Source organism: Halorubrum californiense DSM 19288, assembly GCF_000336875.1.
GTDB classification, from domain to species: Archaea; Halobacteriota; Halobacteria; order Halobacteriales; family Haloferacaceae; genus Halorubrum; species Halorubrum californiense.
The window spans coordinates 17,418-38,755 of record NZ_AOJK01000062.1; the positions used below are offsets into that span (position 1 = coordinate 17,418).

Here is a 21,338-nt window from a genome sequence, read left to right on the forward strand (position 1 = left end):
GATTACTCAGCGGTCGTCACGTACTCGTCGCGGACGGACTGGAACGTCTGGACGTCCGTGAGCCCGGGCTGGTCAATTGTAAATAGTCCCGGCCGTGTCTGCTCGCCGTACGTCTTCTCAACCCGTGGGTCGCCGTCCGGGGGCGTGTTCAGCGCCGTGAGAATCGCGTGGGCAGCCTCGCGGTTTTTCACGATCCAGATGGCCGCCTCCGGATCTTGGGCCGCGAGCTTATCATAGTCGTCAGGCACCGCCTGTGCGAGGTCGTTGTTCATCCGCTCGGCCTCCAGGCCGGCGATGACGTCGCCCGTCTCGTCAACGGCGGCCGCGTCGAGCCGGCCCTCGGGCACCTCGTAGTACTGCTCGACGCGGGCGGCCGGCGAGTCGGGATCGGCGACGTACTCGGCCTCAAGCAGTGCCGTCCCGGTCTCCACCATTGCCACGTGAAGACTCGACTCACCGAGATCGCCCGCGCCGGCGCCGTGGGCGACGCCCTCGCGGTGCCGCACACCGATCGCGTCGCGGCCCTCCGCGGTGACCGTGAACAGGATGTGTGGGTACCGACAGTCCCGCCTGACCAGCCCAGCCTCCCGGAGCTCGTCGAGCTCCGCGTCATCGAGCCCGACGTACTCCTGGAGCCGGCGCATGCTGTCGCGGGGGATATCGTACTCTAACTCCGGGTCGTACTGGCCTTGATACGCCGAGTACACCGCCTGAAGAAAGCGCAGCCCGGCGTCGCTGATCGGGCTCTCTTGGCGCTCCGTGTACGTGAGTTTGAGCGGCAGCTCACAGACGGGGCAGGCGTCGCGGTCGACATTTTCGAGATCATGACAACAGCCGATTGCCGCCCGGAGGCCGTCCGGCGACGGATCGTAGGGACTCTCACAGCTGAGACAGACGACCGCGTGGCGTTCATCGTCGTACGCGACCGGCTCGGGGAGCCGCTCGGTGTACGGCAGCGCCGAATCAACCCGTGCGGCCGCCGCTTCTGGTGGTCCGTCCCCAGTCTCGTCGCCGGCCTCGCCGGTCGTCGGCTGGGGTGTCCGGACGTCCAAGCCGGCGGTGAGCCGCGTCCGGTCACGGCACGTGTCGATCCGGGCGGCGACCGCGGTTTCTCTGGCGGGGCGGAACCCCTCCCGGTCTGGATGTCCCGGTGGGAGTGGCGCGCTTTCGACCAGAAACGGTGGTGGTGGTGGTGTGTTGAACGGCGCAGGTAACCGGACGAGCCACTCGCCGCGGCTCAGCGCCCGCAGCCGGTTCGCGACCGCCGCCGGCTCCTGATCGGCCGTCGCCAGGCGTTTCGTGAGCGCCTCGTCGACCGGGACGCTCCCCGTGACGATCGTGGAGACGTTGTTGAGTAGCTCGACGTAGGCGGCCTCATCGCGCACCCGCAGCTGGCCAGGGAACTGCGTGGCGAGCGTGACACTACAGCCGAACGAGCGCGACTGTGCGAGCAGATCGTCGATAATGCCGGAGGTGACCAGCTGGGCAGTCTCCTCGAGATACAGATTGACGAGCGGGCGATCCTCCGGATCGGTGGTCCGCGCGCGCCGTTTGAGTGCCGTCCATAGTTTTGAGAGGACGGTCCGCGTGAGTGCCTGCTGGCTGGCCGGCCGCAACGCACCTGTATCGATGATAACGACTGCGTCCTCATCGATCACCGCACGGAAATCGAGGTGCGGGTCGCCCGCTTCAGGAACGTGATCGAACAGCTGGCCGAGCCGGTCATCCAGGGGAATTTTCTCGATGCGGTTGTGAACCCCTTGGAGCAGCTCGTCGAACGTCTGCTGACTGTTAGCGGCGACGCTGTACAACATCGACTGGAGTTCGTCGTCGGTGACCGCCGGCGGCTCGCCCGTCTCATGAAAGCGGGCGACCGCTCGCTGAAGGTCGCGGTGTGGAAAGGCGTCGCTGCCATGTACCGGATCAAAGAGCGCCTTCACCAGCTGGCGGATGATATCGGGCGAGCGCACCGCTTGGTGGAATCGGTCGGGGCCCATGACGCCTTCGAGGATTTCGATGTAGTGGTCGGTGACGTCCGCAACGGCGGTTGAGCGGTCGATCCCGGCCGCCAGTTGGTCGCGAATGTCGAAAAACGACAGCGCGGGCAGCGTCTCCGCACAATCGAAGTAGTAGACGTCATCAAGCGACCCGTACTCGGCGTAGTGGGTCCGCAGATACGCCTCGGCGGTGGCGTCGCCTTTCGGCGTGATGAGGATGTCTGCGCCGTCGGTCGCCGCGTGGTTCGCGAGCAGGCCGGTGAGGAGGCTCGTCGATTTTCCTGACCCCGTCTTCCCGAACCACGCCACATGAAGCGGCTGGAGTGTGGGCGGAACGGCCACCGGCTCGGGTGCGGACTCACCGTCCTGATCGAGCGGGTGTCCCAGCGTGAGTCCGTCCTGTCGATACCGTTCGAGCTGGTTGGCAGGCGGCCGCGCCAGCGCCGTACGGTCCGGCTCGGTGGGCGCGACTGCCCGGCTCCCGGCGGCGGTGAGCGCCGTGCCGTCGACCAGTGCGAAGCCGGGCGCGCTGGCGGCATCCGCAACGATCCCCCGGCTCCGATTGCGCGTCCACGGCAGCTTGGCGGTGAGCGTGTCGTAGGCAGGCGGGTGGACGGTTCGCGTGCGGATCGCGTCTGCGACCCGCGTCGGCGCCGCGGTTTCGATCTCGGCGTCGATCCTGTAGTAGGGGCCAGACAGTTCGGTGAGCGCCCCGGCTAGCCGCTCGGCAACCCGCTTGGCGTCAGTACCCCGCACGATACCGCGGGCGTTGACGACGAACGCGTGCTGGGGGGCTGGTGCGTCGAGGGCCGCTTTCCGATCGGTGACGACGTCGGACGGGGAATCGTCTTTCGCTGCCCCCAGCCCGAGTACATCGGCGACGACCCGACTCGCCGGCGTATCACGGCCGGCGTCGAGCTGCTGTTTCCGATACCGCACGTCACCGCGGTAGTCGCGGTACGGCTGACACACCACCTGATAGGTGACGTCGGCGTCCGTTGCTGCCAGCGTCTCGACAACCGCTGCTAGTGGCAGGCGGCCGTCGTCGTCGTCAGTGAACGATGCGACCGGCGTGAGCCGGGTTTGCCAGTCGTCACGCCGGTCGGCGTCACCGACCCACTCGACGGCGACGACCGACTCAGCCTCGCGCGGCTCATCCGTCGTTGGCTCGGTGGCTCCGCCGGCAGTGGGCTCTGCCGTGGGAAGTGGCGGCGGTGTCGCCGGCGTGAGTTCGTACTCGTTGGGACACGCCGTCCGAAGGGCATCACGGAGCGTGTCGGTTGCGGCGCCGGTCACGCCGACGTAGATGCCAAGCTCGTCGTCGCCCCCTGAGTGGTGGAGCCGCCACTCGATCGTTGGTGTCGACGCGCCGCCCCCCAGCCGGTCACGCCAGCTGGTGGCCGTCTCGAGCGTCTGAAGCCGGCGAAACCCCTGCTCGACGGCGTCGGCGGTGAGCGGTGTATCAGTCGGCCGGATGCGGAGGTGCGTCGGTGATTCGTCAGGCGGGGTGGGGTCGTCGGACTGCCCCATGTCATGGTTGTTGTTACCACGATCTTGTAAGTATCTTGTGCTGGTGTGACGCGTGTATCAAACGCAATCCTACTCTGTGTGCGCACGACTCGCCACCGCCTGTGTGCGTCCGGCGGAGGCTCCCCTTTCGGTGTCGAGAAAGGGGCGTAGTGTGCTTCCGGTTGTGTTTATCGCGCTCGTGAAGTGTGGGAGCGTCCCATGGAATCTCTCAACCCCACGAACGGGCACGTCGCGTTCGACGACGCCGACGCCCGTGCCGACCAGATGCACCAGGCGATCGACCAGTGGCTCGCCGAGCTCGTTGACGCCGTCGACGAGGCGCGTGCGAGCGCGCAGTTCCAGCGGTGGCTCGACGTCCAGAGCCGGTTTCATGATTACTCGCACCGCAACACGCTGCTTATCACCCTCCAGTGTCCGGATGCGACGAAGGTGGCAGGCTACCGGACGTGGCAGCGCGAGTTCGACCGCCACGTGAAAGAAGGCGAATCCGCCATCTGGATCTGGGCGCCGCTCATCTCGCCGCAGTGTCCCGAGTGTGGGAACAGCCCCTCGTACCACGCCGACAGCGACTGTGGGTACGACGAGACGCCCTCGGAAGAGTGGGACGAGGGCGTGGTGGGGTTCAAACCCGTCCCCGTCTTCGACGTCTCCCAGACCGAGGGTGACCCCCTGCCCGAATTGGACACCGCCGCGACCGGTACGGCCAATGCCCTGTTCCCGGCAGTCGTCGATGCCGCATCCGATCTTGGCGTGACCGTTGAGGTCATCGCCGCGGCCGCGTGGCCGCATGGCGACGCCGCCGGCGTGTGTCGTCACGGCGACGATGCGATGCCCCACATCGAGGTGCGATACGACGACGACGCGGCAATGGCTGGAACGCTCGTCCATGAGTACGCCCACGCACTACTCCATGAACCAGCCGACACGGCCGACAGAACGGCCCGCGAACTGGAGGCTGAGGCGGTCGCGTACGTTGTCGGGCGGCACTTCGGACTCGAGATGAACGGGTCGGCACGGTACCTCGCGGCGTGGAGCGATGACGATCCTGATCGACTCCTCGATCGGTGTGCGCGGATACGGGAGACGAGTCGAACCGTCATTGATGTGATTGCCGAACAGACCGACCATCGCGCGAATCCATAGAATATCGAACCAACTGCTCGCCACCAGACAACTTATCTATCAGCCACCGAACCCGAACACATGAGTGGTATCGTGTTAGAAGATGGGGTCCTCTCTGTGGATCGCGAGCCAAACCAACTCGATGAGCTTGCGATTGGGTTCTCGCAAATCCTCGATCAGCTGGGGATCGAGCACGTGTACGTTGCTGGATACGTCTCGATTCTCGCAGGTCGAGCTCGGTCCACGGAAGACGTTGATGTCCTCATCGAGCCACTCGACGAAACAACAGCTGCGGAGGTGGCGACAACACTGACCACTGAGGGGTATTGGGGGCCCGCAATGCCACTTGACTCCCTTCATGAGATGCTTACGAACGGGGATCCGATCTGGGTGGCGCCAGCGGATCAGGTAACCCCGCATCTTGAGGTCAAACACGTCCGTGATAAGTTCGACCGCGCGTCGCTCTCGGATGCCATCACCGCAGAAATCGGTGACGACTCGATCCCAATCGGCCCGCTTGAACTTCAGATCGCGTACAAATTGTCTCTCGGCTCGCAGAAGGATCTTGAAGATGCGGTTCACCTGTACACCCTCTTTGTGGAAACGCTTAGCATGTCTCGGCTCGAAGCGTGGGTACAGCGACTTGACGTTGAACCCGAGTATGAGCGACTCAGACAGGCCTGATCACCTCGACGCGAAACATGACCGCAACCGTGAGCAGCGCATCGCGGCGATCAAACGCTGGGTAGCGTATATTCAGTCTGAGCCGCCGGAGGTGTGGGGGCCTCAGCAGAATGCCGTTGTGGATGGCCAACTTAGTGCTGCCCAGCACGTTGCGACGTCGGCAGCCCATCAGCAACACGTCGCGGCTGTCGCAGCCGAGATTCGTGCCGCGCGTGATGAAGACGCTGCTGGTGAATCGGCGTCACCAAATGACTCGTAGCTGACCAGCGGATTTAGGGGTTCTACGGCCACTGATTCGTCTCTGAGAGCGAGGTAGATATCACCCAGCATGTCCATCTCTTCTACTAATTCATCCACGTAGCATTCGTGAGTCTCTCGTCTGGTTTCTCTGGTGCCCTGAGGGGGTGGCCACTATGTTTGATCAGGCCACATCCCCGGGATCCAGCTGGGATCGACGACAGTTGTACCGACGCCGTTGAGATGCTCCGTGGCGAGTGGATACGTACCCATTCACGGCTGGGTTGGTGTCAATTTCAGAAATCGGTGCTAGACCAATTAGGCTCGGCTTTTTGTCATCGGCACACATATGAAAGGCTATGGCAGTAACGAAGTACCGAATCGTCTCCGCAGACGAGTCGACCATCCACGACGAGGCCCACATTGAGGAGAGTCGAATAACGGTTCGACAACTTCATGATCTCGTCGAAGAGGCTGGAAACCGGCCTGATCATATCGCCGATCGATATGGACTTGATGTTGGCGAGGTGTACGAAGCGCTCGCGTACTACCATCGAAATCCCGAAGAGATGGAACAGATTGAGGCTCGTCATAGCCGTGCTGCGACGGAGGCGGCACAGCAGTCTTCGGTAACCCCACGCGAATGAGCTACCGGCTCTTGGTTGGTGAGAACGTTGAATACCGGATTATTCATAAACTCCGGAACTACGATCATGATGTTGAACACGTCAACGATCTCACTGCGTTTGGGAAAGGCTCATCTGACCAAGAATTGGGCCAGTATTCAAAATCGGACGATCGGCTCATTCTCACATATGATGACGATTTTGTGCTTGAACTCGATCCGACAGCCTATCGCGCAGCTCTGTACGTGAGCGATGTGACGATTCCGGCAGGAAAGATTGCCGCTGCGGTACATCGAATGTCGAAGCAGTACCCGCAGAATGAAGTTTCAGGTGTCGTCTACGTGGATGACTGGGTCTGAGTAAACTACCCTACCCTACTTCGCTCACCCCAGACGGGGTTCGCTCGTTGAGGGGAGGGCTTTGATGTGGACTCCCGGTAATCAGTCGCCAGCAATAGGCTGGTGACTCTCACCGTTCAACATCCCACCAGTTATACGCACGTCTACTTGTGCGTCTCCGCTCCCCGACTTGGGCGAGGAACGGAGTCTATGCTGTCGCTTTCGAGCGTACCGGAGCCCGATATTCTTCGCGGCGTTGTAGTCTGCGTTCACCTCATACCCACACTTCTGGCACTCAAAGTGTTCTCTGTGGCGGTTGTTCGGGTGCGTAAACCCGCAGTCTGTCCGAGAACAGCGTTGGGACGTGTGGTTTGGCTCGACCTGTTCCACGGAGACACCCTGCTCTGGTGCCTTGTACTCAACGTACTTGAACAGGCGTCGGAACGCCCAGACGTGGTGCCACTCTGCCTGTGGAAGTCGCTCTCGAATGTCGCTCAAGTCCTCGAACGCGATCACGTCGCACTCGTGTTCCACGGCTTCCGAAACGATCTCGTTGGCGATCGTGTGGATGTACTGTTTGCGCCAGGCTTCTTCACGCTTCCCGAGGCGAAGCAGGGCCTTGTGTGCGGCCTGCGTGCCNGATGTACTGTTTGCGCCAGGCTTCTTCACGCTTCCCGAGGCGAAGCAGGGCCTTGTGTGCGGCCTGCGTGCCGCGCCGTTGCATCTCGCTACGTCGCTTCTCGAACTCACGACACCAGTGGTCGTAGTCGTCTCCCTGCCAAAACGTGCCGGTTGAGGACACAGCGAGGCTATTGACGCCGAGGTCGATACCGAGGACCGTTTGGTCGGGGTGTCCGGTATCTTCCGAACCCTCATCGTCACCGTCTGTCCGCCGCGTCGAAATGTTGAGATAGAACTCGTCAGTGGCCACGTCGTACCGAAGCGTACTCTCGCGGAACTCGTAGCTCTCGGAGAGTACGTACCGCTCGTAGGGCGTCGGACTGTCTGCCGGGAGAATGAACGACGGTTCGACTCGGCCCTCAACAGTTGCCAGTGATACCTTGTTCCGGTAGAAGGTCCCGCTGCGCGTGTCGTAGTCCATCGTTTCGGCGGTGAACGTCGGTTGAGAGACGCGCTGTCCCTTTTTCCATCGTTCGACACACGCTTTGACGGCTTCGACAGCGCGTTTGATAGCAGCTTGAACAAGTTGGGCCTGGAGGTCTGTCTCCTCTCGAAGTTCGGAGTAGAGCGCATCACGAACCCCTCGCTTGTTGGTCTTACACTCGGTGTAGGAGGTGTCGGACCAACAGTAGTCGGCGGTTCGGTTCGCGCAGTACAGGTATTGCTCGGCGGTTCGGTGGAGGGCGTCGCGTTGCTCGTCGGAAACGGCGAGTTTCACGACGGCGGTTCGACGCACATCCATGTTTTCAGAGAATAACCGACTGTACTTATAAACTTGGGAGTCGGTCGGTCGCAGTGTGGCGGTTGTGTCGTACCTGTCGGTTTCCTCCCCGACCTACTCACTCACTCCGTTCGCTCTCTTCTCACGGGCGCGGGAGCGCCCGTTCGAATGGTCAGCGGGACCTCCGGTCCCGCACGACTTGAGGTCGGGGGCTCCACCTCGAAAATGCTGACCAGTGCCCTTCGTCCGGTAGATCACTCCCTACAGTTTCTCTGGTGCCCCAAGGGGTGGCCACCATGTCCGAGCAGGCCACATCCCCGGATCCAGCCGGGACCGACGACAGTTGTACCGACACCGTCGAGATGACCACGACCGATCAGGTTGCCCAGTATCTGATCGAAGACCAGATGGCAGACCTCCCGGACGCGATCCGCGAAGCCGTCCAAAATGGGGTTGACAGCCCAGACGCGTCCCGTGTACTCGTCAGTGTCACGCCGGATCAGACGGTCGTCTGTGATGACGGCGCGGGCGTGGATCTCGGCAGCGAGACGGGAATGCGTGATCTCTCCGTGTTGGGTGCCGGGACGAAATCCCGCGAGGACGACGCCACCCTCGGCGAGTGGGGGATCGGCACCGGTGCGATCATCGCGAAAGGCGCCGTCCGCATCTGGAGCGGCACCCACGCACTGTGTTTCGATTACCAGAACGAACGCGACACCGGCCCCTTCGCCCGTGCGAGCGGCCGAGAGGGAGTCGTCGTCGAGGCGCCCCACGCATTCGACGGTGTCTGCGTGACCATCGACCACTACGCGAGTGAGGTGCCCGATCCGGACAGCTACCGCTGGCCGCGGATCGTCGAGCGCCTGCGGAAGCGGTTCGCGTATCTCACCTTCCGGACGGGCGTGTCCGTGATCGTCAACGGCGACCCCGTCGACCGCGGCCACCCGTTTGATGCGGTCGAGGATGGGCGGATGACGGTCACTCGCGAGACGCCGGACGCATACCTCGCGCTCGAGCAGACGCCCGCCCAGGGGCTCGCCACCTACAGCAACGGGTTGTACGTCACCACCGATCATGATGCCGGCCTCGGTGGCGTCGTCGTCTCGAAGGGGAACCTCACGCTGAACTTTGCGCGGACGGCCGTTCAGTCAGGATGTGACCGCTGGGACCGCATCCAGGATGCGATCGCCGAGGCCCGCGTGACGCTGTACGACCAGCTGTGTGACGACGCACTCACCGACCAAACGCGGGCAGTCATGACCGAACTGCTCACCAGCGACGACGAGCTCCGTGAACGGTGGCGCGACCGAGATCTCTTCCAGCTTGTCACCGACACACCGGTGAGTCTCGCCCGGATTCAGGCGGCACCCCAGATCGCGTGGCAGGATGGTGCTGGCCACGGGGCGGACGCACTCGTCGAGCGCGGGGCGATCATCCTCGATACGAGCGATACGGCGACCGACCAGCTCGTGACGACGGCACGCGGCGACGATACCGCCGTGACGCTTCCGAACACCTTCGACGTCGCCACCCGTGCCGAGGAGGCGGGCGTCTGGCAGGGGTACACCCGCCTCGCTGATGCCGAGCTGTCGACGCGACAGGAGCGGTACCTCTGCTTTGCCCGGGCGCTCGCAGACGCCATCGGTGTCGAGCGCGATATCTATTGGGGCGACGCCACGCCGGACGCGTGGACGGACGGCCACAGCCGGATTGTGCTTACTGATTCGGCGGTGACGAGCTCCCATCGGCTGGCGTGGACCCACGATCTCTTTCTCGTGCTGTGTCACGAGGCGGCCCACGACCGGTCGGACAAGCGCCGGACGGCCCACGGGCGGCGCTTCGAGAGTCGGTTCCGCGAGCTTGTCGAAGATTCCGCTGTGCGGGCAGAATACACTGGGTTAGTGACAGCGATCGCCGACCGTGGGTTCGAACCGGTGTTTCGGGAACGCGGTGTGTCGCTCGGGTAAGTTGTGTGGCTCCCGAGGGGGGAGAGCCATGGACACCACACCTACCTCGCTGATTGGGTGTCATCTCGCCACCCCACTCATCCGTCGGAATCGCACGTGTGCCCACGCGAGTCATGGTAGAGGAGGGAGTCGGTGATGGCGACCTACGAGCGCTGTCCGCGGTGTGGGACGCCCGTCGCTGTCGTGGTTATCCGCGGTCCCGATACCGTGATCTGTCAACCCTGTGGGCACCGTGTCGCGCTGCCCCCAACGGGTGACCGGTGACCGCCAATCGTGGTGTTGTTCGCGCCGGGATGGGTGCCGGCGCCACAGTCGCCGGCGTGATTCGATGTCGACACGGTGTCAACTCCGGTTCGTCCGGACCCTCGAGCAGGGCCGGACGGCCGATCCGAGCGAACCAGTCGCACAGGTGTACACTCACTCCGATGGGTATCCTGAAGGAGTTCTGGGGCGCCTCCGCCAGCTCAAACAACTGCTAGAGGCGACCTGTAGCGTCCGCGGCCCTACGTACGCGGCCGCCCAGTACGTCTTCCTCGAGAAGCTGGCATCATTGTCGCTGTATCTCGATCCGAGCCGGCGTCCGGATCGGCGGCTCGACGCGTCCTCGCCGGCGGACGTGTGTGACCCAGCCCGGATGCAACACCTTTCGCAGCCGCTGTTTCTGCTCGGCCACGGTGTCGAGGATCCGCGTGCGGGCATCCATGGCGACGAGGAGTACCTCTACGTCGTTGCCATCCCCGAGTACAAGCTGGACCATACTGAGCCGCCGACGTGGGAAGTGGGCGTGAGTGAGGCGTGTGGGTTCCCGCGGTGGGACGCGCAGACGGACACGGCGTTCTGTGAGGCGACGTGGCAGTTCGAGGGGTCGCTTATCGAGGGGTGCCGCGAGTTCGCGGCGACTCGCTAGCGAACCCGACCGGGCTGGCACGAGACTACCGTCCCTCGACGAACTGTCCGCGTCGAGCCTCATTAACCAACAGATCTCTGAGACTGGGGTATTGTTGGTTAATGTAGTGGCTTCCTCGACGCCAACCAGCAGGTACCTTGGGTGCTACCGTAATCAGAGCCGACTAGGAACAGGTTCAAGCTAGTACATCTAATAGTAATACTACAATGGGTACAACTAGTGGGGGCCGCATCGTGAACCTGAGTCAGAAAGGCCAGGCGACGATTCCCAAAGAACTCCGGGAGAAGCATGGAATCGAACCGGGAAGCAGGGTCCGCATCCGCGAAAACGAGCAAGGAGAGATTGTCGTTGAACCGCTCCCCAGCCTCGAAGACTTCCGCGGAGCCGCAACCACGGAACAGCGCGGAACGGCCATCCTCCGTGCGGAGCGGAAGGCCGACAAGGAGCGAAGTCACCGCCTCGAGCGAGACAATTAATGGATCACGTCGTATTCGACGCGGAACCGCTGATACAGATACGAGCGCATACCCCCGTCTTTAGGCGGGGGTCAAGCGGACAATAGCGTACACATCCACCGACGACGCTACGGCTGGATTTTCCACCGATTCACCGTCAGTATTACACCGGTGGCGAGGCGAAAGCCCACCCCTTCAGGGGTGGGATGAAGCCAACAACTGGGAACCAATCCACGTTCATAGCCATAGTTGGGGTTGGATGTTTGCGTAATATCTTTAGATGAGTAGTTTCTATATATTGACGATGCCTCGTGGGTTCGACAGGGAACGTACCAACATCCACAAACTTCAGTACCACTTCATCTGGTGTCCGAAGTACCGTAAATCGGTGCTAACGGGAGAGGTACGCAACCGTCTCGAAGAACTCATCGAGGAGAAATCCGACGAACTTGGCTTGGAGATACTGGAGTTGGCGATTCGTCCCGACCACGTACTCCTGTTCGTCACGGGCGACCCGACGCTCGCCCCGAACAAAATAATGCAACAGGTCAAGGGCTACTCCTCGCGCCGACTCCGGGATGAGTTCGATTTCGGCTTGCCATCGCTGTGGACGCGCTCGTACTTCGTCTCAAGCGCAGGCGACGTGTCTAGTGAAGTCATCGAGGAGTACATCAACGCCCAAGCAGGTGAGTAGCATGCAACGGAGCGTCTCGACCACGGTGCGGGTCAAGCTCCACTCGCTGACCAACAAGAAAGCCGATCTGCTCGCCCGTGAGTATGAGGCGTTCCAGACGGCGGTTCACGGTGGAGACGCTGACCTCTACTCTGCGACCGATCAGCAGGCGTCGAAGGTCAAGCGACAGAAAGACCCGAACCCAGATACCGAGCAACCCGTTGTCCTTCGAAACGACGTGTTCGATGTGTCCCACGACGAAGAGACAGTTCTCTCGTCGTGGTGGGTCAAAGTCCCCGTCTACGACTCCGAACGGGGACGCGGAAACTCCATCTGGTGTCCTGCTCACGTCNTGGGTCAAAGTCCCCGTCTACGACTCCGAACGGGGACGCGGAAACTCCATCTGGTGTCCTGCTCACGTCCCTCGAAAGGACGAACAACTTGTCCGTGAGAGCGATGTTCGGGACAGCGAGTTAGTGCGCCGTGACGGTGACTGGTACGTCCATCTCGTCGTCAAGCAGTCTGTGACCGTGGCCGACGAGTACGACGACGTGCTGGCTATCGACATGGGCGCACGGTGGGTTGCCACCTGTGCGTTCCTCTCCGACCGCAAGACCACGTTCTACGGTGAGGAGGTTCGCCATATCCGTGAACACTACAAGCAGTTGCGGAAGTCCATTGGGAAGGCGAAACCTCGACAGGGACAGCAGGTCGTTGAGCGTATCGGTGATGTGGAAGCGCGGAAAGTGGATGACCGCCTCCACAAGATTGCTCGCCAAATCGTGGCGGACGCCGAGGAGCGGAGAGCGGTCATTGTCGTGGGCGACCTTGGCGGGATTCGCGAAGACAACGACAAAGGACGGTACGTGAACGATAAGACCCACAAGATGCCGTTCGCNGTCATTGTCGTGGGCGACCTTGGCGGGATTCGCGAAGACAACGACAAAGGACGGTACGTGAACGATAAGACCCACAAGATGCCGTTCGCACGCCTGCTCAACTACATCGAGTACAAGGCGCACGAGGTGGGGATCGACGTGAAGTTGGTCGAAGAATACGACACGTCGAAGACGTGTAACCGCTGTGCGTGCGAGGGCGTCCGTGAGACGCAGGGACGCTTCGAGTGTCCAGAGTGTGGACTGGACGACAACGCGGACAAAAATGGTGCGCTGAACATCGGCAAACGAGCCTTGGGCAAGTTCTCGAAACCGCTGTCCGAGGCGGGGGCTGTACTGGCACAGCCCGAAACGCAGGTCATCGTCCAACGTGACGACGAACCTGCGAACCTCCCGCTACTCGTGGATTCAACCCCCAGTGGGGGAACCCCACGGCTTTAGCCGTGGGAGGATGTCAGCATCCCATGATCCCATAGTGTGCGACACGGATGAAGGCCACACGGCACGCGACCTACAACCTCAACTACCACATAGTGTGGGTGCCGAAGTACCGCAACTCGGTACTCGTCAACGAGGTCGCAGACCGTGTGCGAACCATCCTCCACGAAATAGCCGAGGATAAGGGGCTCGAAATACTCGACCTCACTGTCCAGCCCGATCACGTTCACCTGTTCGTGAGTAGCCCACCCAAAAACGAGCCAGCACTCCTCGCCAACTGGTTCAAAGGAATCTCCTCGCGGAAGTACAACCACCGCTACGCCGACCACGACAGCGAGAAAATTGGCTGGGCGCGAGGCTACTACGCAGGAACAGCAGGGCACGTTTCAACTGAGACGGTCGAGAACTACATCCAACAGCACAAGCAGGACGAGTCGTGACCGAACTCACGAAGACGTTGGAACTGAAACTGGTGGAGCCGACCGCCCACAAGCGGCGGAAACTCCGCGAGACGCGAGAGGCGTACCAGCAGGCGCTTCACGATGCCTTCGACGCTGACTGTACCACGCAGACCGAAGCGAACGACATCGTGGTCGAGTACGATCTGAGCGGGTACGCGAAGAACGCGCTCAAACAGTACGTCCCGCAGCTCACGACGACCTACAACGCGGATGAACTTCACGACGACCACCCCGTCCGCTTCACGAACGAGGGGCTACGGCTCGACCACAAGCCCGAAAACGCGATCGAGTGGTACATCAAAATCCCGCACCACGAAGACTACCACCTCTGGATGCCAGCACAGCCGAACCCCGAACAGCGGGACTGGCTGGAAGCGTTACACGCGGGAGACGCGGAGATAGGCGAGAGTCGGCTGTTCGAGCGAGAGGGGACGTGGTATCTCCACGTCACCGCGACCCGCGATGTCAAAGATGGTTCAGAGGTGTCTGCCGACGAACGGACGCCCATCGGTGTCGATATTGGGGAAGCGTCGCTCGTCACGGTGTGTCACCGCGACGACCACGGTTCTCCGACTGCGCCCGAACTGTGGGCCGACGAGGGGAAGACCGTTCGTCGGCTCCGTAAGACCTACTTCACCGCCACGAGGCGACTCCAGACGCGCGGAAGCGAGCGTATCGCTGACTCGATCGGTGACGACCTGTGGAACCAGATAGACGACGTGTTCCATCGCGTCACCCGCGAAGTCGCAGAGTACGCTGAGTCCGTCGGGAATCCCGTTCTCGTGCTGGAAGATCTGACGCACATCCGGGAGTCGATGGACTACGGCGAGTACATGAACCGTCGTCTCCACGGATGGGGGTTCGCCAAGCTCCACGCGCAGATACGCTACAAAGCCGTCGAAAGTGGAATTCCCGTCAAGACGGTGAATCCACGCAACACGTCGAAAGAGTGCCACGCGTGTGGTGAGGTAGGGTATCGTCCGAAACAGGCGACGTTCACATGTACGAACGACGCGTGCTGGGTAAGCGAGTACCAAGCGGACGTGAACGGCGCGATAAACATCGCAGACCGCTACCTCAGCGGAGAGAGTCGTTCCAGAGAACACGAGAACGACGATGACTCGGCTGAGGATGGGGCGCGTTTGACCGCGCCACAAGACAGCCACGCCGATGCTGACACCCAGCAAGAGACGCGTGGAGCGTATGCGTCTTAAGACCGTAGGGTCGAGCAGACGCTCGGCCTGAAATCCCGTGGTGGGATTCCCGCGTCTTCAGGCGCGGGAGGAGGTCAATCGATGGCCGCGTACGGAAGGATGTCGAAGCCGACGAGAGCGGGGAGAGACTGGTCTGTGTAGCCGTAGTCCAGTGTCGAGTACACCAGATTTTCTGCGTACACGATGAGGGGGCCGCCATGTTCGTCGTGGACTTGGCGGAGAGCCTCCACATCAATCCCGTCACGGAGACACCGGACGGCTCTGTGGAGTGCGCCGTCGATCTCCTCGAGATCGTCACGGTGCGATCCCATGATCGAGCGACGGGTCCCGAAGACGAGACTGCCGTCACCAGCAGCGGCGGTCGCAACCGGATCGGGATACGATGACGCGTACCGCTCGTCAAAGAGTGTGAAGCGGAACGAGCTCCCGTCGAACTTCTCGAGGACCACCAAGTCCTCGGCGTCGAAGAACGACTCCGGGACGACGGGGTGATCGTATCGTGGAATTTTGGGGTAGACTTTCATCGGCCTGAGGTGGATTGGAGTGAATAGTCAGGCATCGCCATTTGTACACTCACCGCCATCCCACGTTCGAACAGCATCACCGACGACCGTCCGAAACTCTTCAACAGGGGCGGTACGAACACTGGTGGGCATCGGTCCATACTCGTCCCAGTCTACAGTATAGCGGACGACTCTCGATCGGAGATCGCCGTCTCCCGCATCCGGATCGTACGTTTCGAAGATGTGGTGGACGCCAAGCACGAGTACTTCTTCGAGTTCGTCGTGGCTGTAGATCGTGTTTTCTGTGAGGTTCATGTGGCTTTGGCGCGCTCATTTGAACTCCGAATCTGGGCGGTCGAGGCCGTCTTCGAGGTCGGCGAGGTCACGTTCGAGTCTTTCGATGTGTGTTTCGAGATCATCGACAGTCATCAGGGCGAGACGAAGGAACGCCTCGTCCCGCTCCGGCATCAGCGGTAGGCGACTCTCCGAAGCTGGTACGCCATTCGACTGTCGTGTGCGTTTGCGGACGAGTTCTTCGCGAGCGCAGCGCAGTTCTCGACGGAGGAGTTTGTCGTCGTTCATGGATGGACACACACCGGCGTACAGCCCGCTACGGCTCTGGAAGGGCGGTCGCACGGACCGTCTCACCGAGTGTGTGGCTTTCCGACCAGCGCTCGGTCAACCATGTCAACTTGTCTCGGCGGCCATCGTAAATGCTTTCTGTGGATCATACCATATGTCTTATTCATCTCGATTGTGTGGAGAGTCACGCCACGATGTCCGAAAGCGAGTTGCCGCCCCCGAGCACGCATACGTCGACACGGTCTGTGACCGGGCTGCTGCTCCGCGAACGGACCACCCGGATGTACATCTCGATGCGACGATGGCCACAGTCGTTGATCGATACGGGGATACAATTGTTCGGTCAGTCATCCACCACATCCTCGTTGACCGCGCCCCGTTCCGAACTGCTACTACCGACCACGACGTGGTAGCACACTCGATAGCGGCCAGTTGGGACTGTCACAACACACGTTCTCAGCGAGTTCCAGACGGAACCCCCAGAAGTAGCGCTTTGAACGCCTCCGGCCGCTTGACGCCCGCGACCCACGCTGTGCGCCTCGTTCGTGTGGTACTTGCGGGGGCAAGGGCAGTCGAGACGGCCTCGCCCTTTTTGCGTCAGTCAGGGCGGTAGATGGCTCACCGAGCGGCGTAGCCGGCTGAACAGGTGCGTACGCCACGGCTCGCCCCGCTCGCCGCTGCCGCCCTCCGCGTCGCTCGCGACAGACCATTCGTAGAGGGTTCGATGTAATCGCCAAGTTGCCAACAGTTTTTCACAGTCGTGTGCTCTGTTGAATCCGATGACGGCACGGGGTTCGCGATCTCTGAAGTGACGATAATCTCACTTTTTGTCGTCAAGGAGGTGGATCGATCCACCCAGCTATCTCGATCGTCTCCCCCTCTACCAAGAGTACATCTCTGAATTCTCTCGGCAGCGCACCTGTCCCGAGTACAGAGTGACCCGATACCGACGCCTTCTGCGGATTCAACAGAGCACAGTCGTGCTGAATACAGAGCGCGAATGTGGTACGAACCGAAGCCGATCTACGGGGGAGAGTGATCGGTCAGTACAGGTGACTCAAATACCGGGATTGGTTATCACCTGTTCTCGTCGATCCACTCGCAGAACGCTTCGAAGTTCTCCGCACCGGCGTCGTCAGCAATAGCGTGGAGCGTCCCAATGCTGACTGAGTCGTGGGCCGGAACGCTCACTGTACGCGTCTCCGTGTTCTCATGGCTTTCTGGTGGATCCCATCGAAGAATCAGGTGATCCCCCGTGGTACGAACGTGCCGAAACCCACCAACGTTCACCAGCACTTTGTACACGTCCTCACCGGAAAAATCCCGTGTCACCATCGCTACTATAAGACATCGGGAAGCTCGTCGCTCTGTGACCGAGCGACTTCAGGATCAACACCGAGGTCACGTATCTCTTTGTCGGTCGGAGAGCGCCCGCCATTGCCTTCTACCGCCTCAATGACGGCGTCAAGATTGTCAAGTGCTATCTCCCGGCTTTTACCTTGAGCGGTCACTCCGACACGGAGATCACGAGCCGTCCACTGACCATCTGGGTTCTTCACTAAGCGGATCTCCCGTTCAGGAGAGTCCGAATCACCAGAATCGGCTCGTGCCATACCTGTTGGTACCTCACCGAGACTCAAAGCACTTTGGGAGACCTACATCTCACATTGACCACTGATGATCGATACGCAGTCAGCTTCTATCGGTTGGTTCAGGATCTAGGTAGAGAAAATAACGCAGTTCTCATGCTGACTGCAGCCTCTATATTCAGCACGAGGTTCCTCTCATAATTTGAGGATTACCTACAGAATTCCGTACTCCAATCTCGCCAATAGAGCGTCGAGGACCTTAGCTACGTGCCGCGGATGTGGGGCAACAGCAAGCAGTGAGGTGAATCCCATTCGACTTTCCGTTGTTTTTTGCGCCCGCGATGGGTGGGGGCGCGCGAAAATGCAGACGTGCCTTGACAACCATGCCAGACGAACGAATCCGAACGGTCGTTGCGTCACTCGTCGAACCGACGGCACATAAAGAACAGAAGCTTCAGAACCTGCAGTCGACCTATCGGGAAGCCCTTTGTGAAGCGTTCGACGCCACTGCAACGACGATGACGGCAGTCAACGATATTGTAACGCCCTACGACCTCCCGTACCAGGCGAAAGATGCACTGAAAGGCCATGTTCCAGGCCTCCTCAAGAGCGGGTCAACAGAACTCAGCGAGACCCAACCCGTTCGGTTTACCAACCGAGCAGCGGTGTTCGATCATTCCACCGACCGGACGCACGCATTCTGCTGGGAAGTCCCCCAACCCGGCCGTGGCACCAACTTCTGGATTCCGCTCGCAATCAATCCAGACCAACGCAAGTGGTGGCTCCAGTTGCTCGATGACGAGGCTACTGCCGGGCAGTTACAGTTGATCACCCGGCCGCGACAGGCCCGCTGGGAACTGCACGTTCCACTCAAACTCCCAACAACGAAACCCGAGGTCGATTGCGAGACCTGCACGCCGGTCGGCTTCGACGTCGGCGAGGCGATTCTCTTGACCGGCTGTGCCCTCCTGGACGGGCGACCAGTCGATCCGTTGCTCGTGGATGGTGGCAGAGCCCGGCACCTCAACCAGACGCTACAGACGACACTCCAGCGGCTGCAAGAACGCGAGGCCGCAGCGTGGCGAATTGACGAGCAGGCGGCGTACTTCCGGAACGCGCTTCGGGACGAGATCGAGACGGCGACGCGAAACGCTGTGGAGTATGCCGCCGGCTTCGATCAGCCGGTAATTGTCCTCGAGCAGCTGACATCGCTCCAAGACGACCTCAACTTCGGCCCACACCTGAATCGGCGACTCCATGCGTGGGCCTTCAACCAGCTGCAAACACGGCTCGCGGACAAGGCCGCCGACGCGGAGATTCCTGTTCGGTACGTCGACCCCGCGTACACGTCCCAGATCTGCCATGCGTGCGGAGAGATTGGAACTCGTCCCAAGCAATCGGAGTTCCGCTGTACCAATGACAACTGCTGGGTGTCAGTTTATCAGGCCGATATCAACGCAGCGGCCAACATCGCTGGTCGCCTTGATCCGTGGGGTGAGAACTGTCCCTGAACCCTGGGCAGCGATGATACGCTACGGAATGGGCGCACCCGTGACAGTACCACAGGACCTCGTGAACAGAGCCCGTCACCGTGATGAGGCCCGTGGGTACAGTCCTGAAACCTCAGCAACGCCTCCTGTGTGGGGCACCGAATCGGTGAGGATGTCACTCCGGGTGGTCTGCCTACGACTGTAGGTGGGCATTCAATGTAGGGCTAATCAATGATCAAGAGTACGTTGACCCGTGATGAGAGAGCCTATCTTGGAAACTGACAGGCAATGACTCGTCACGGGGTAGGCGCACTCGTGATAGTGCCACGATCCACCGGAAGCCTAGCGAGCAATCCTCGCGGCTGACGCTTCCGAGTCGTCGGATCGAAACCCGTTCACGTCCTCCTGTGGAGGATATCGTTCCGTCGCGGAACACGGGATATCACTCCGGGCATGCGGGCACTCCTCGATCAGATGGAGTTCGGACGGCACGCACCGCTCGCCGCATTCCGCCCTCCGCGTCGCTCGCGACCGACCATTCCGGGCTGTCGCGGTCTCGTTCCTCCGTCACTCGACCGCGTTCCGGGCTAAAATGAATGTGCCCTCGACGCCAGCGCTTCACCCGTTCGGGTCCTGTGGACCTCGGCGAAGCCGACCGCGACGGACGTGGTTGCGTCGCGGCGAACGGGGAATGCGCTGGCCACTCGCTCCGGGCGGGTCGGCGCGCGGTGCTGGTTGGGGTCGCCGCACTCGGGCGCGCTCTCGCTCGCGCCCGTTGGGCGCTCGCGAAGGCGCGAGCGAGAGCGCGCAGCTGGTGCTGTCGGTCGGTGTCGTCGGAAACCCGCGATGGGAGCTCATCGCGGTGGCGGCGCGTGAGCGCCTTCGGATCAGTGAGATCCAATGTCTCGTACCAACACTAACGGCAAGGTCGTTACGGTCGATGAACAGGCATTCGAGAACACGGGCGAGCAGACGATCGATGAAGACGGCTTCCCGGTCGTCGACGAGACGTCAGCGTTCGAGGCGGCGGTCGAGCAGGAGACACAGGCGAAGGTGGATGCGAACCACCCGGATGGGATTCCGGACACGAGCACCGAGCGGATTCACGGTGTCACCCTTGAACAGGAAGAGCGCATTCGGGCGCGGGAGGCCGAACTGGAGCGCATCAGTGCCCAAGCCGAGCTGGGAACACAGGATGGTCGCGAGCAGCGCACGCGTGCGGTCGCCGCGCACGGAAGCACGGAACGCCGGCAGACGTTTCAGAAGCGAGCCGCAAGCGTGGACCCGAGAGTCGACCCCGACCGGGATGATCCTCGAACGGAGCTCTCCCAAGATGAGCTGGCGACAGTGAACACGGAAGCAACCCGACTCGCAACGCGGTTGGACGGCTGGTCGCGTGCGGCGATCAGCTGCCGCCTGGCCGAGGCGGTCGTCGACGACAAGGATCTGACGAGTGCGGTCGTGCGGGTGTTTGGGGAGCTTCAGATGGCGCCCGGACAGGTGGTTCCCATCGGGAAACTCGAAGACGTCGATCGCAAGGAGGTGAGCATCGACGGTCGCGTCAAGACCCTCTGGGATCCATCGCATCCAAGCATCGCGCAAGTCGGACTCATCGCGGACGACAGCGGGCAAACTCGGGTCACCATCTGGAAGGCCTCAGAGGCACCATGGATCGCCGAGGGTGAACGCGTCCGCATTCACGGCGCAGCCCGGAATTGGTACGAAGGGCGTGTTTCCCTCGCTGTCACTGGCTGGAGCACGATCCACTTCCCGGAACGCGGTCGGTGGTGGGAAGCATAGCCACATGACCCATGCTCTTTTTTTTTATGACTGCCGGACCGGCCCAAGCCCCACCGCCCCACCCTCCGCTCCGTGCTCGCTCCCGCCGGTCGCTGCGCGCGCAGCCACAACCTCAGAGAGGGACTTAGCATCGATACAACGGTCGCGTAGAGTTAGAGGATGAGGCGTTCGACTTCAGAGTGCTTATGACTGTTCTGTTGAATAGCGCCGTCTGAGCGAGGGAAGAGCGGTCCCGAGTCAGGGACAACGCAGCTCATCCCCCAATGAGGAGATTGGGGTTCGGCTCGCACGGCCAACTACCGCTATTCAGAGCCGATCTACTCCTCTCCAATTTTTGTTAGGAACGCACTGCGGGCTACAGAGTATGTAATCAGCACAGCAATCACGGTATTCCTCCAAATGACCGCTGAACCAACTTTGAGGCGTG

Annotated in this window: 18 protein-coding genes and 3 pseudogenes; 14 read left to right on the forward strand and 7 right to left on the reverse strand. The window is 61.3% G+C overall.

Annotated elements, in window-relative coordinates:
* Positions 1-2: 2 nt before the first annotated feature.
* On the reverse strand, positions 3-3,527 hold the full coding sequence (locus tag C463_RS11715; RefSeq protein WP_008443994.1) for a type IV secretory system conjugative DNA transfer family protein: 3,525 nt from the start codon (positions 3,525-3,527) through the stop codon (positions 3-5).
* A gap of 198 nt (positions 3,528-3,725) precedes the next feature.
* Here C463_RS11715 and C463_RS11720 point away from each other — a divergent pair, with 198 nt between their 5' ends.
* The 5 genes from C463_RS11720 (at position 3,726) to C463_RS11735 (ending at position 6,555) form a co-directional block, all read left to right on the forward strand.
* Entirely contained in the window at positions 3,726-4,670 is a 945-nt protein-coding gene (locus tag C463_RS11720) for an ArdC-like ssDNA-binding domain-containing protein (RefSeq protein ID WP_008443996.1), read from the forward strand.
* Between the two features lie 60 nt (positions 4,671-4,730).
* Entirely contained in the window at positions 4,731-5,333 is a 603-nt protein-coding gene (locus tag C463_RS11725) for a hypothetical protein (protein ID WP_008443998.1), read from the forward strand.
* Positions 5,311-5,592: a hypothetical protein gene (locus C463_RS17905; protein ID WP_080510829.1), complete on the forward strand. Its 282-nt coding sequence runs from the start codon at positions 5,311-5,313 to the stop codon at positions 5,590-5,592. Before C463_RS11725 ends, C463_RS17905 begins: the two co-directional genes overlap by 23 nt.
* A 337-nt stretch (positions 5,593-5,929) precedes the next feature.
* A complete protein-coding gene (locus tag C463_RS11730; protein WP_008444001.1) occupies positions 5,930-6,217 on the forward strand; it encodes a DUF433 domain-containing protein in 288 nt (95 codons plus the stop codon).
* Entirely contained in the window at positions 6,214-6,555 is a 342-nt protein-coding gene (locus C463_RS11735) for a DUF5615 family PIN-like protein (protein WP_008444003.1), read from the forward strand. Before C463_RS11730 ends, C463_RS11735 begins: the two co-directional genes overlap by 4 nt.
* Positions 6,556-6,636: 81 nt before the next feature.
* On the opposite strand, the pseudogene C463_RS11740 reads toward C463_RS11735, so the two are convergent.
* A pseudogene (locus tag C463_RS11740) lies at positions 6,637-7,957 on the reverse strand (RNA-guided endonuclease InsQ/TnpB family protein).
* Positions 7,958-8,298: 341 nt separating this feature from the next.
* Between C463_RS11740 and C463_RS11745 the strand changes: the two are divergent.
* From C463_RS11745 to C463_RS11775, 7 genes are all read left to right on the forward strand, one after another.
* Positions 8,299-9,903, forward strand: coding sequence for a sensor histidine kinase (locus C463_RS11745; protein ID WP_008444005.1), 1,605 nt, complete (start codon positions 8,299-8,301; stop codon positions 9,901-9,903).
* A 328-nt stretch (positions 9,904-10,231) separates the two neighbouring features.
* On the forward strand, positions 10,232-10,810 hold the full coding sequence (locus C463_RS11750) for a hypothetical protein (RefSeq protein WP_008444007.1): 579 nt from the start codon (positions 10,232-10,234) through the stop codon (positions 10,808-10,810).
* Between the two features lie 233 nt (positions 10,811-11,043).
* Positions 11,044-11,286 carry an AbrB/MazE/SpoVT family DNA-binding domain-containing protein gene (locus tag C463_RS11755; RefSeq protein WP_239638901.1) on the forward strand — a complete coding sequence of 81 codons (243 nt, stop codon included), beginning with the start codon at positions 11,044-11,046 and terminating at the stop codon, positions 11,284-11,286.
* Between the two features lie 283 nt (positions 11,287-11,569).
* Positions 11,570-11,959, forward strand: a complete 390-nt coding sequence (tnpA, locus tag C463_RS11760) for an IS200/IS605 family transposase (protein WP_049905873.1) — start codon at positions 11,570-11,572, stop codon at positions 11,957-11,959.
* Positions 11,960-12,183: 224 nt separating this feature from the next.
* Positions 12,184-13,275, forward strand: coding sequence for a transposase (locus C463_RS18685; protein ID WP_239638902.1), 1,092 nt, complete (start codon positions 12,184-12,186; stop codon positions 13,273-13,275).
* A gap of 47 nt (positions 13,276-13,322) precedes the next feature.
* Complete coding sequence (tnpA, locus tag C463_RS11770; RefSeq protein WP_008444015.1) at positions 13,323-13,712, forward strand: IS200/IS605 family transposase; 390 nt, start codon at positions 13,323-13,325, stop codon at positions 13,710-13,712.
* Positions 13,709-14,947, forward strand: coding sequence for an RNA-guided endonuclease InsQ/TnpB family protein (locus C463_RS11775; protein ID WP_008444017.1), 1,239 nt, complete (start codon positions 13,709-13,711; stop codon positions 14,945-14,947). The genes tnpA (C463_RS11770) and C463_RS11775 overlap by 4 nt, the downstream gene beginning before the upstream one ends.
* Positions 14,948-15,024: 77 nt before the next feature.
* On the opposite strand, the pseudogene C463_RS11780 reads toward C463_RS11775, so the two are convergent.
* From C463_RS11780 to C463_RS17925, 5 genes and pseudogenes are all read right to left on the reverse strand, one after another.
* Positions 15,025-15,471, reverse strand: a pseudogene (locus tag C463_RS11780) (hypothetical protein); the annotation flags it as partial.
* A gap of 27 nt (positions 15,472-15,498) precedes the next feature.
* The gene (locus C463_RS18690) at positions 15,499-15,765 is read right to left on the reverse strand and encodes a hypothetical protein (protein WP_137695499.1); all 267 of its coding nucleotides are present in this window, start codon (positions 15,763-15,765) and stop codon (positions 15,499-15,501) included.
* Between the two features lie 15 nt (positions 15,766-15,780).
* Positions 15,781-15,918 carry a hypothetical protein gene (locus C463_RS19745; RefSeq protein ID WP_239638903.1) on the reverse strand — a complete coding sequence of 46 codons (138 nt, stop codon included), beginning with the start codon at positions 15,916-15,918 and terminating at the stop codon, positions 15,781-15,783.
* A gap of 1,191 nt (positions 15,919-17,109) precedes the next feature.
* Positions 17,110-17,367 (reverse strand): type II toxin-antitoxin system HicA family toxin, encoded by a 258-nt coding sequence (locus tag C463_RS11790; protein WP_008444022.1) that lies wholly within the window; start codon positions 17,365-17,367, stop codon positions 17,110-17,112.
* A gap of 5 nt (positions 17,368-17,372) precedes the next feature.
* Complete coding sequence (locus C463_RS17925) at positions 17,373-17,645, reverse strand: type II toxin-antitoxin system HicB family antitoxin (protein WP_080510831.1); 273 nt, start codon at positions 17,643-17,645, stop codon at positions 17,373-17,375.
* Between the two features lie 359 nt (positions 17,646-18,004).
* On the opposite strand from C463_RS17925, the pseudogene C463_RS11795 reads away from it, so the two are divergent.
* Positions 18,005-19,216, forward strand: a pseudogene (locus C463_RS11795) (RNA-guided endonuclease TnpB family protein).
* A 795-nt stretch (positions 19,217-20,011) separates the two neighbouring features.
* On the forward strand, positions 20,012-20,911 hold the full coding sequence (locus tag C463_RS11800; protein ID WP_008444026.1) for a hypothetical protein: 900 nt from the start codon (positions 20,012-20,014) through the stop codon (positions 20,909-20,911).
* Positions 20,912-21,338 lie beyond the last annotated feature (427 nt).

What these genes read in the sequence shown, in the direction of transcription:
- C463_RS11715 (WP_008443994.1), bottom strand. Translation starts at nt 3,527, where the DNA reads ATGGGGCAGTCCGACGACCCCACCCCGCCTGACGAATCACCGACGCAC.
- C463_RS11720 (WP_008443996.1), top strand. Translation starts at nt 3,726, where the DNA reads ATGGAATCTCTCAACCCCACGAACGGGCACGTCGCGTTCGACGACGCC.
- C463_RS11725 (WP_008443998.1), top strand. Translation starts at nt 4,731, where the DNA reads ATGAGTGGTATCGTGTTAGAAGATGGGGTCCTCTCTGTGGATCGCGAG.
- C463_RS17905 (WP_080510829.1), top strand. Translation starts at nt 5,311, where the DNA reads ATGAGCGACTCAGACAGGCCTGATCACCTCGACGCGAAACATGACCGC.
- C463_RS11730 (WP_008444001.1), top strand. Translation starts at nt 5,930, where the DNA reads ATGGCAGTAACGAAGTACCGAATCGTCTCCGCAGACGAGTCGACCATC.
- C463_RS11735 (WP_008444003.1), top strand. Translation starts at nt 6,214, where the DNA reads ATGAGCTACCGGCTCTTGGTTGGTGAGAACGTTGAATACCGGATTATT.
- C463_RS11745 (WP_008444005.1), top strand. Translation starts at nt 8,299, where the DNA reads ATGACCACGACCGATCAGGTTGCCCAGTATCTGATCGAAGACCAGATG.
- C463_RS11750 (WP_008444007.1), top strand. Translation starts at nt 10,232, where the DNA reads ATGTCGACACGGTGTCAACTCCGGTTCGTCCGGACCCTCGAGCAGGGC.
- tnpA (WP_049905873.1), top strand. Translation starts at nt 11,570, where the DNA reads ATGCCTCGTGGGTTCGACAGGGAACGTACCAACATCCACAAACTTCAG.
- tnpA (WP_008444015.1), top strand. Translation starts at nt 13,323, where the DNA reads ATGAAGGCCACACGGCACGCGACCTACAACCTCAACTACCACATAGTG.
- C463_RS18690 (WP_137695499.1), bottom strand. Translation starts at nt 15,765, where the DNA reads ATGAACCTCACAGAAAACACGATCTACAGCCACGACGAACTCGAAGAA.
- C463_RS19745 (WP_239638903.1), bottom strand. Translation starts at nt 15,918, where the DNA reads ATGCCGGAGCGGGACGAGGCGTTCCTTCGTCTCGCCCTGATGACTGTC.
- C463_RS11790 (WP_008444022.1), bottom strand. Translation starts at nt 17,367, where the DNA reads ATGGTGACACGGGATTTTTCCGGTGAGGACGTGTACAAAGTGCTGGTG.
- C463_RS17925 (WP_080510831.1), bottom strand. Translation starts at nt 17,645, where the DNA reads ATGGCACGAGCCGATTCTGGTGATTCGGACTCTCCTGAACGGGAGATC.
- C463_RS11800 (WP_008444026.1), top strand. Translation starts at nt 20,012, where the DNA reads ATGTCTCGTACCAACACTAACGGCAAGGTCGTTACGGTCGATGAACAG.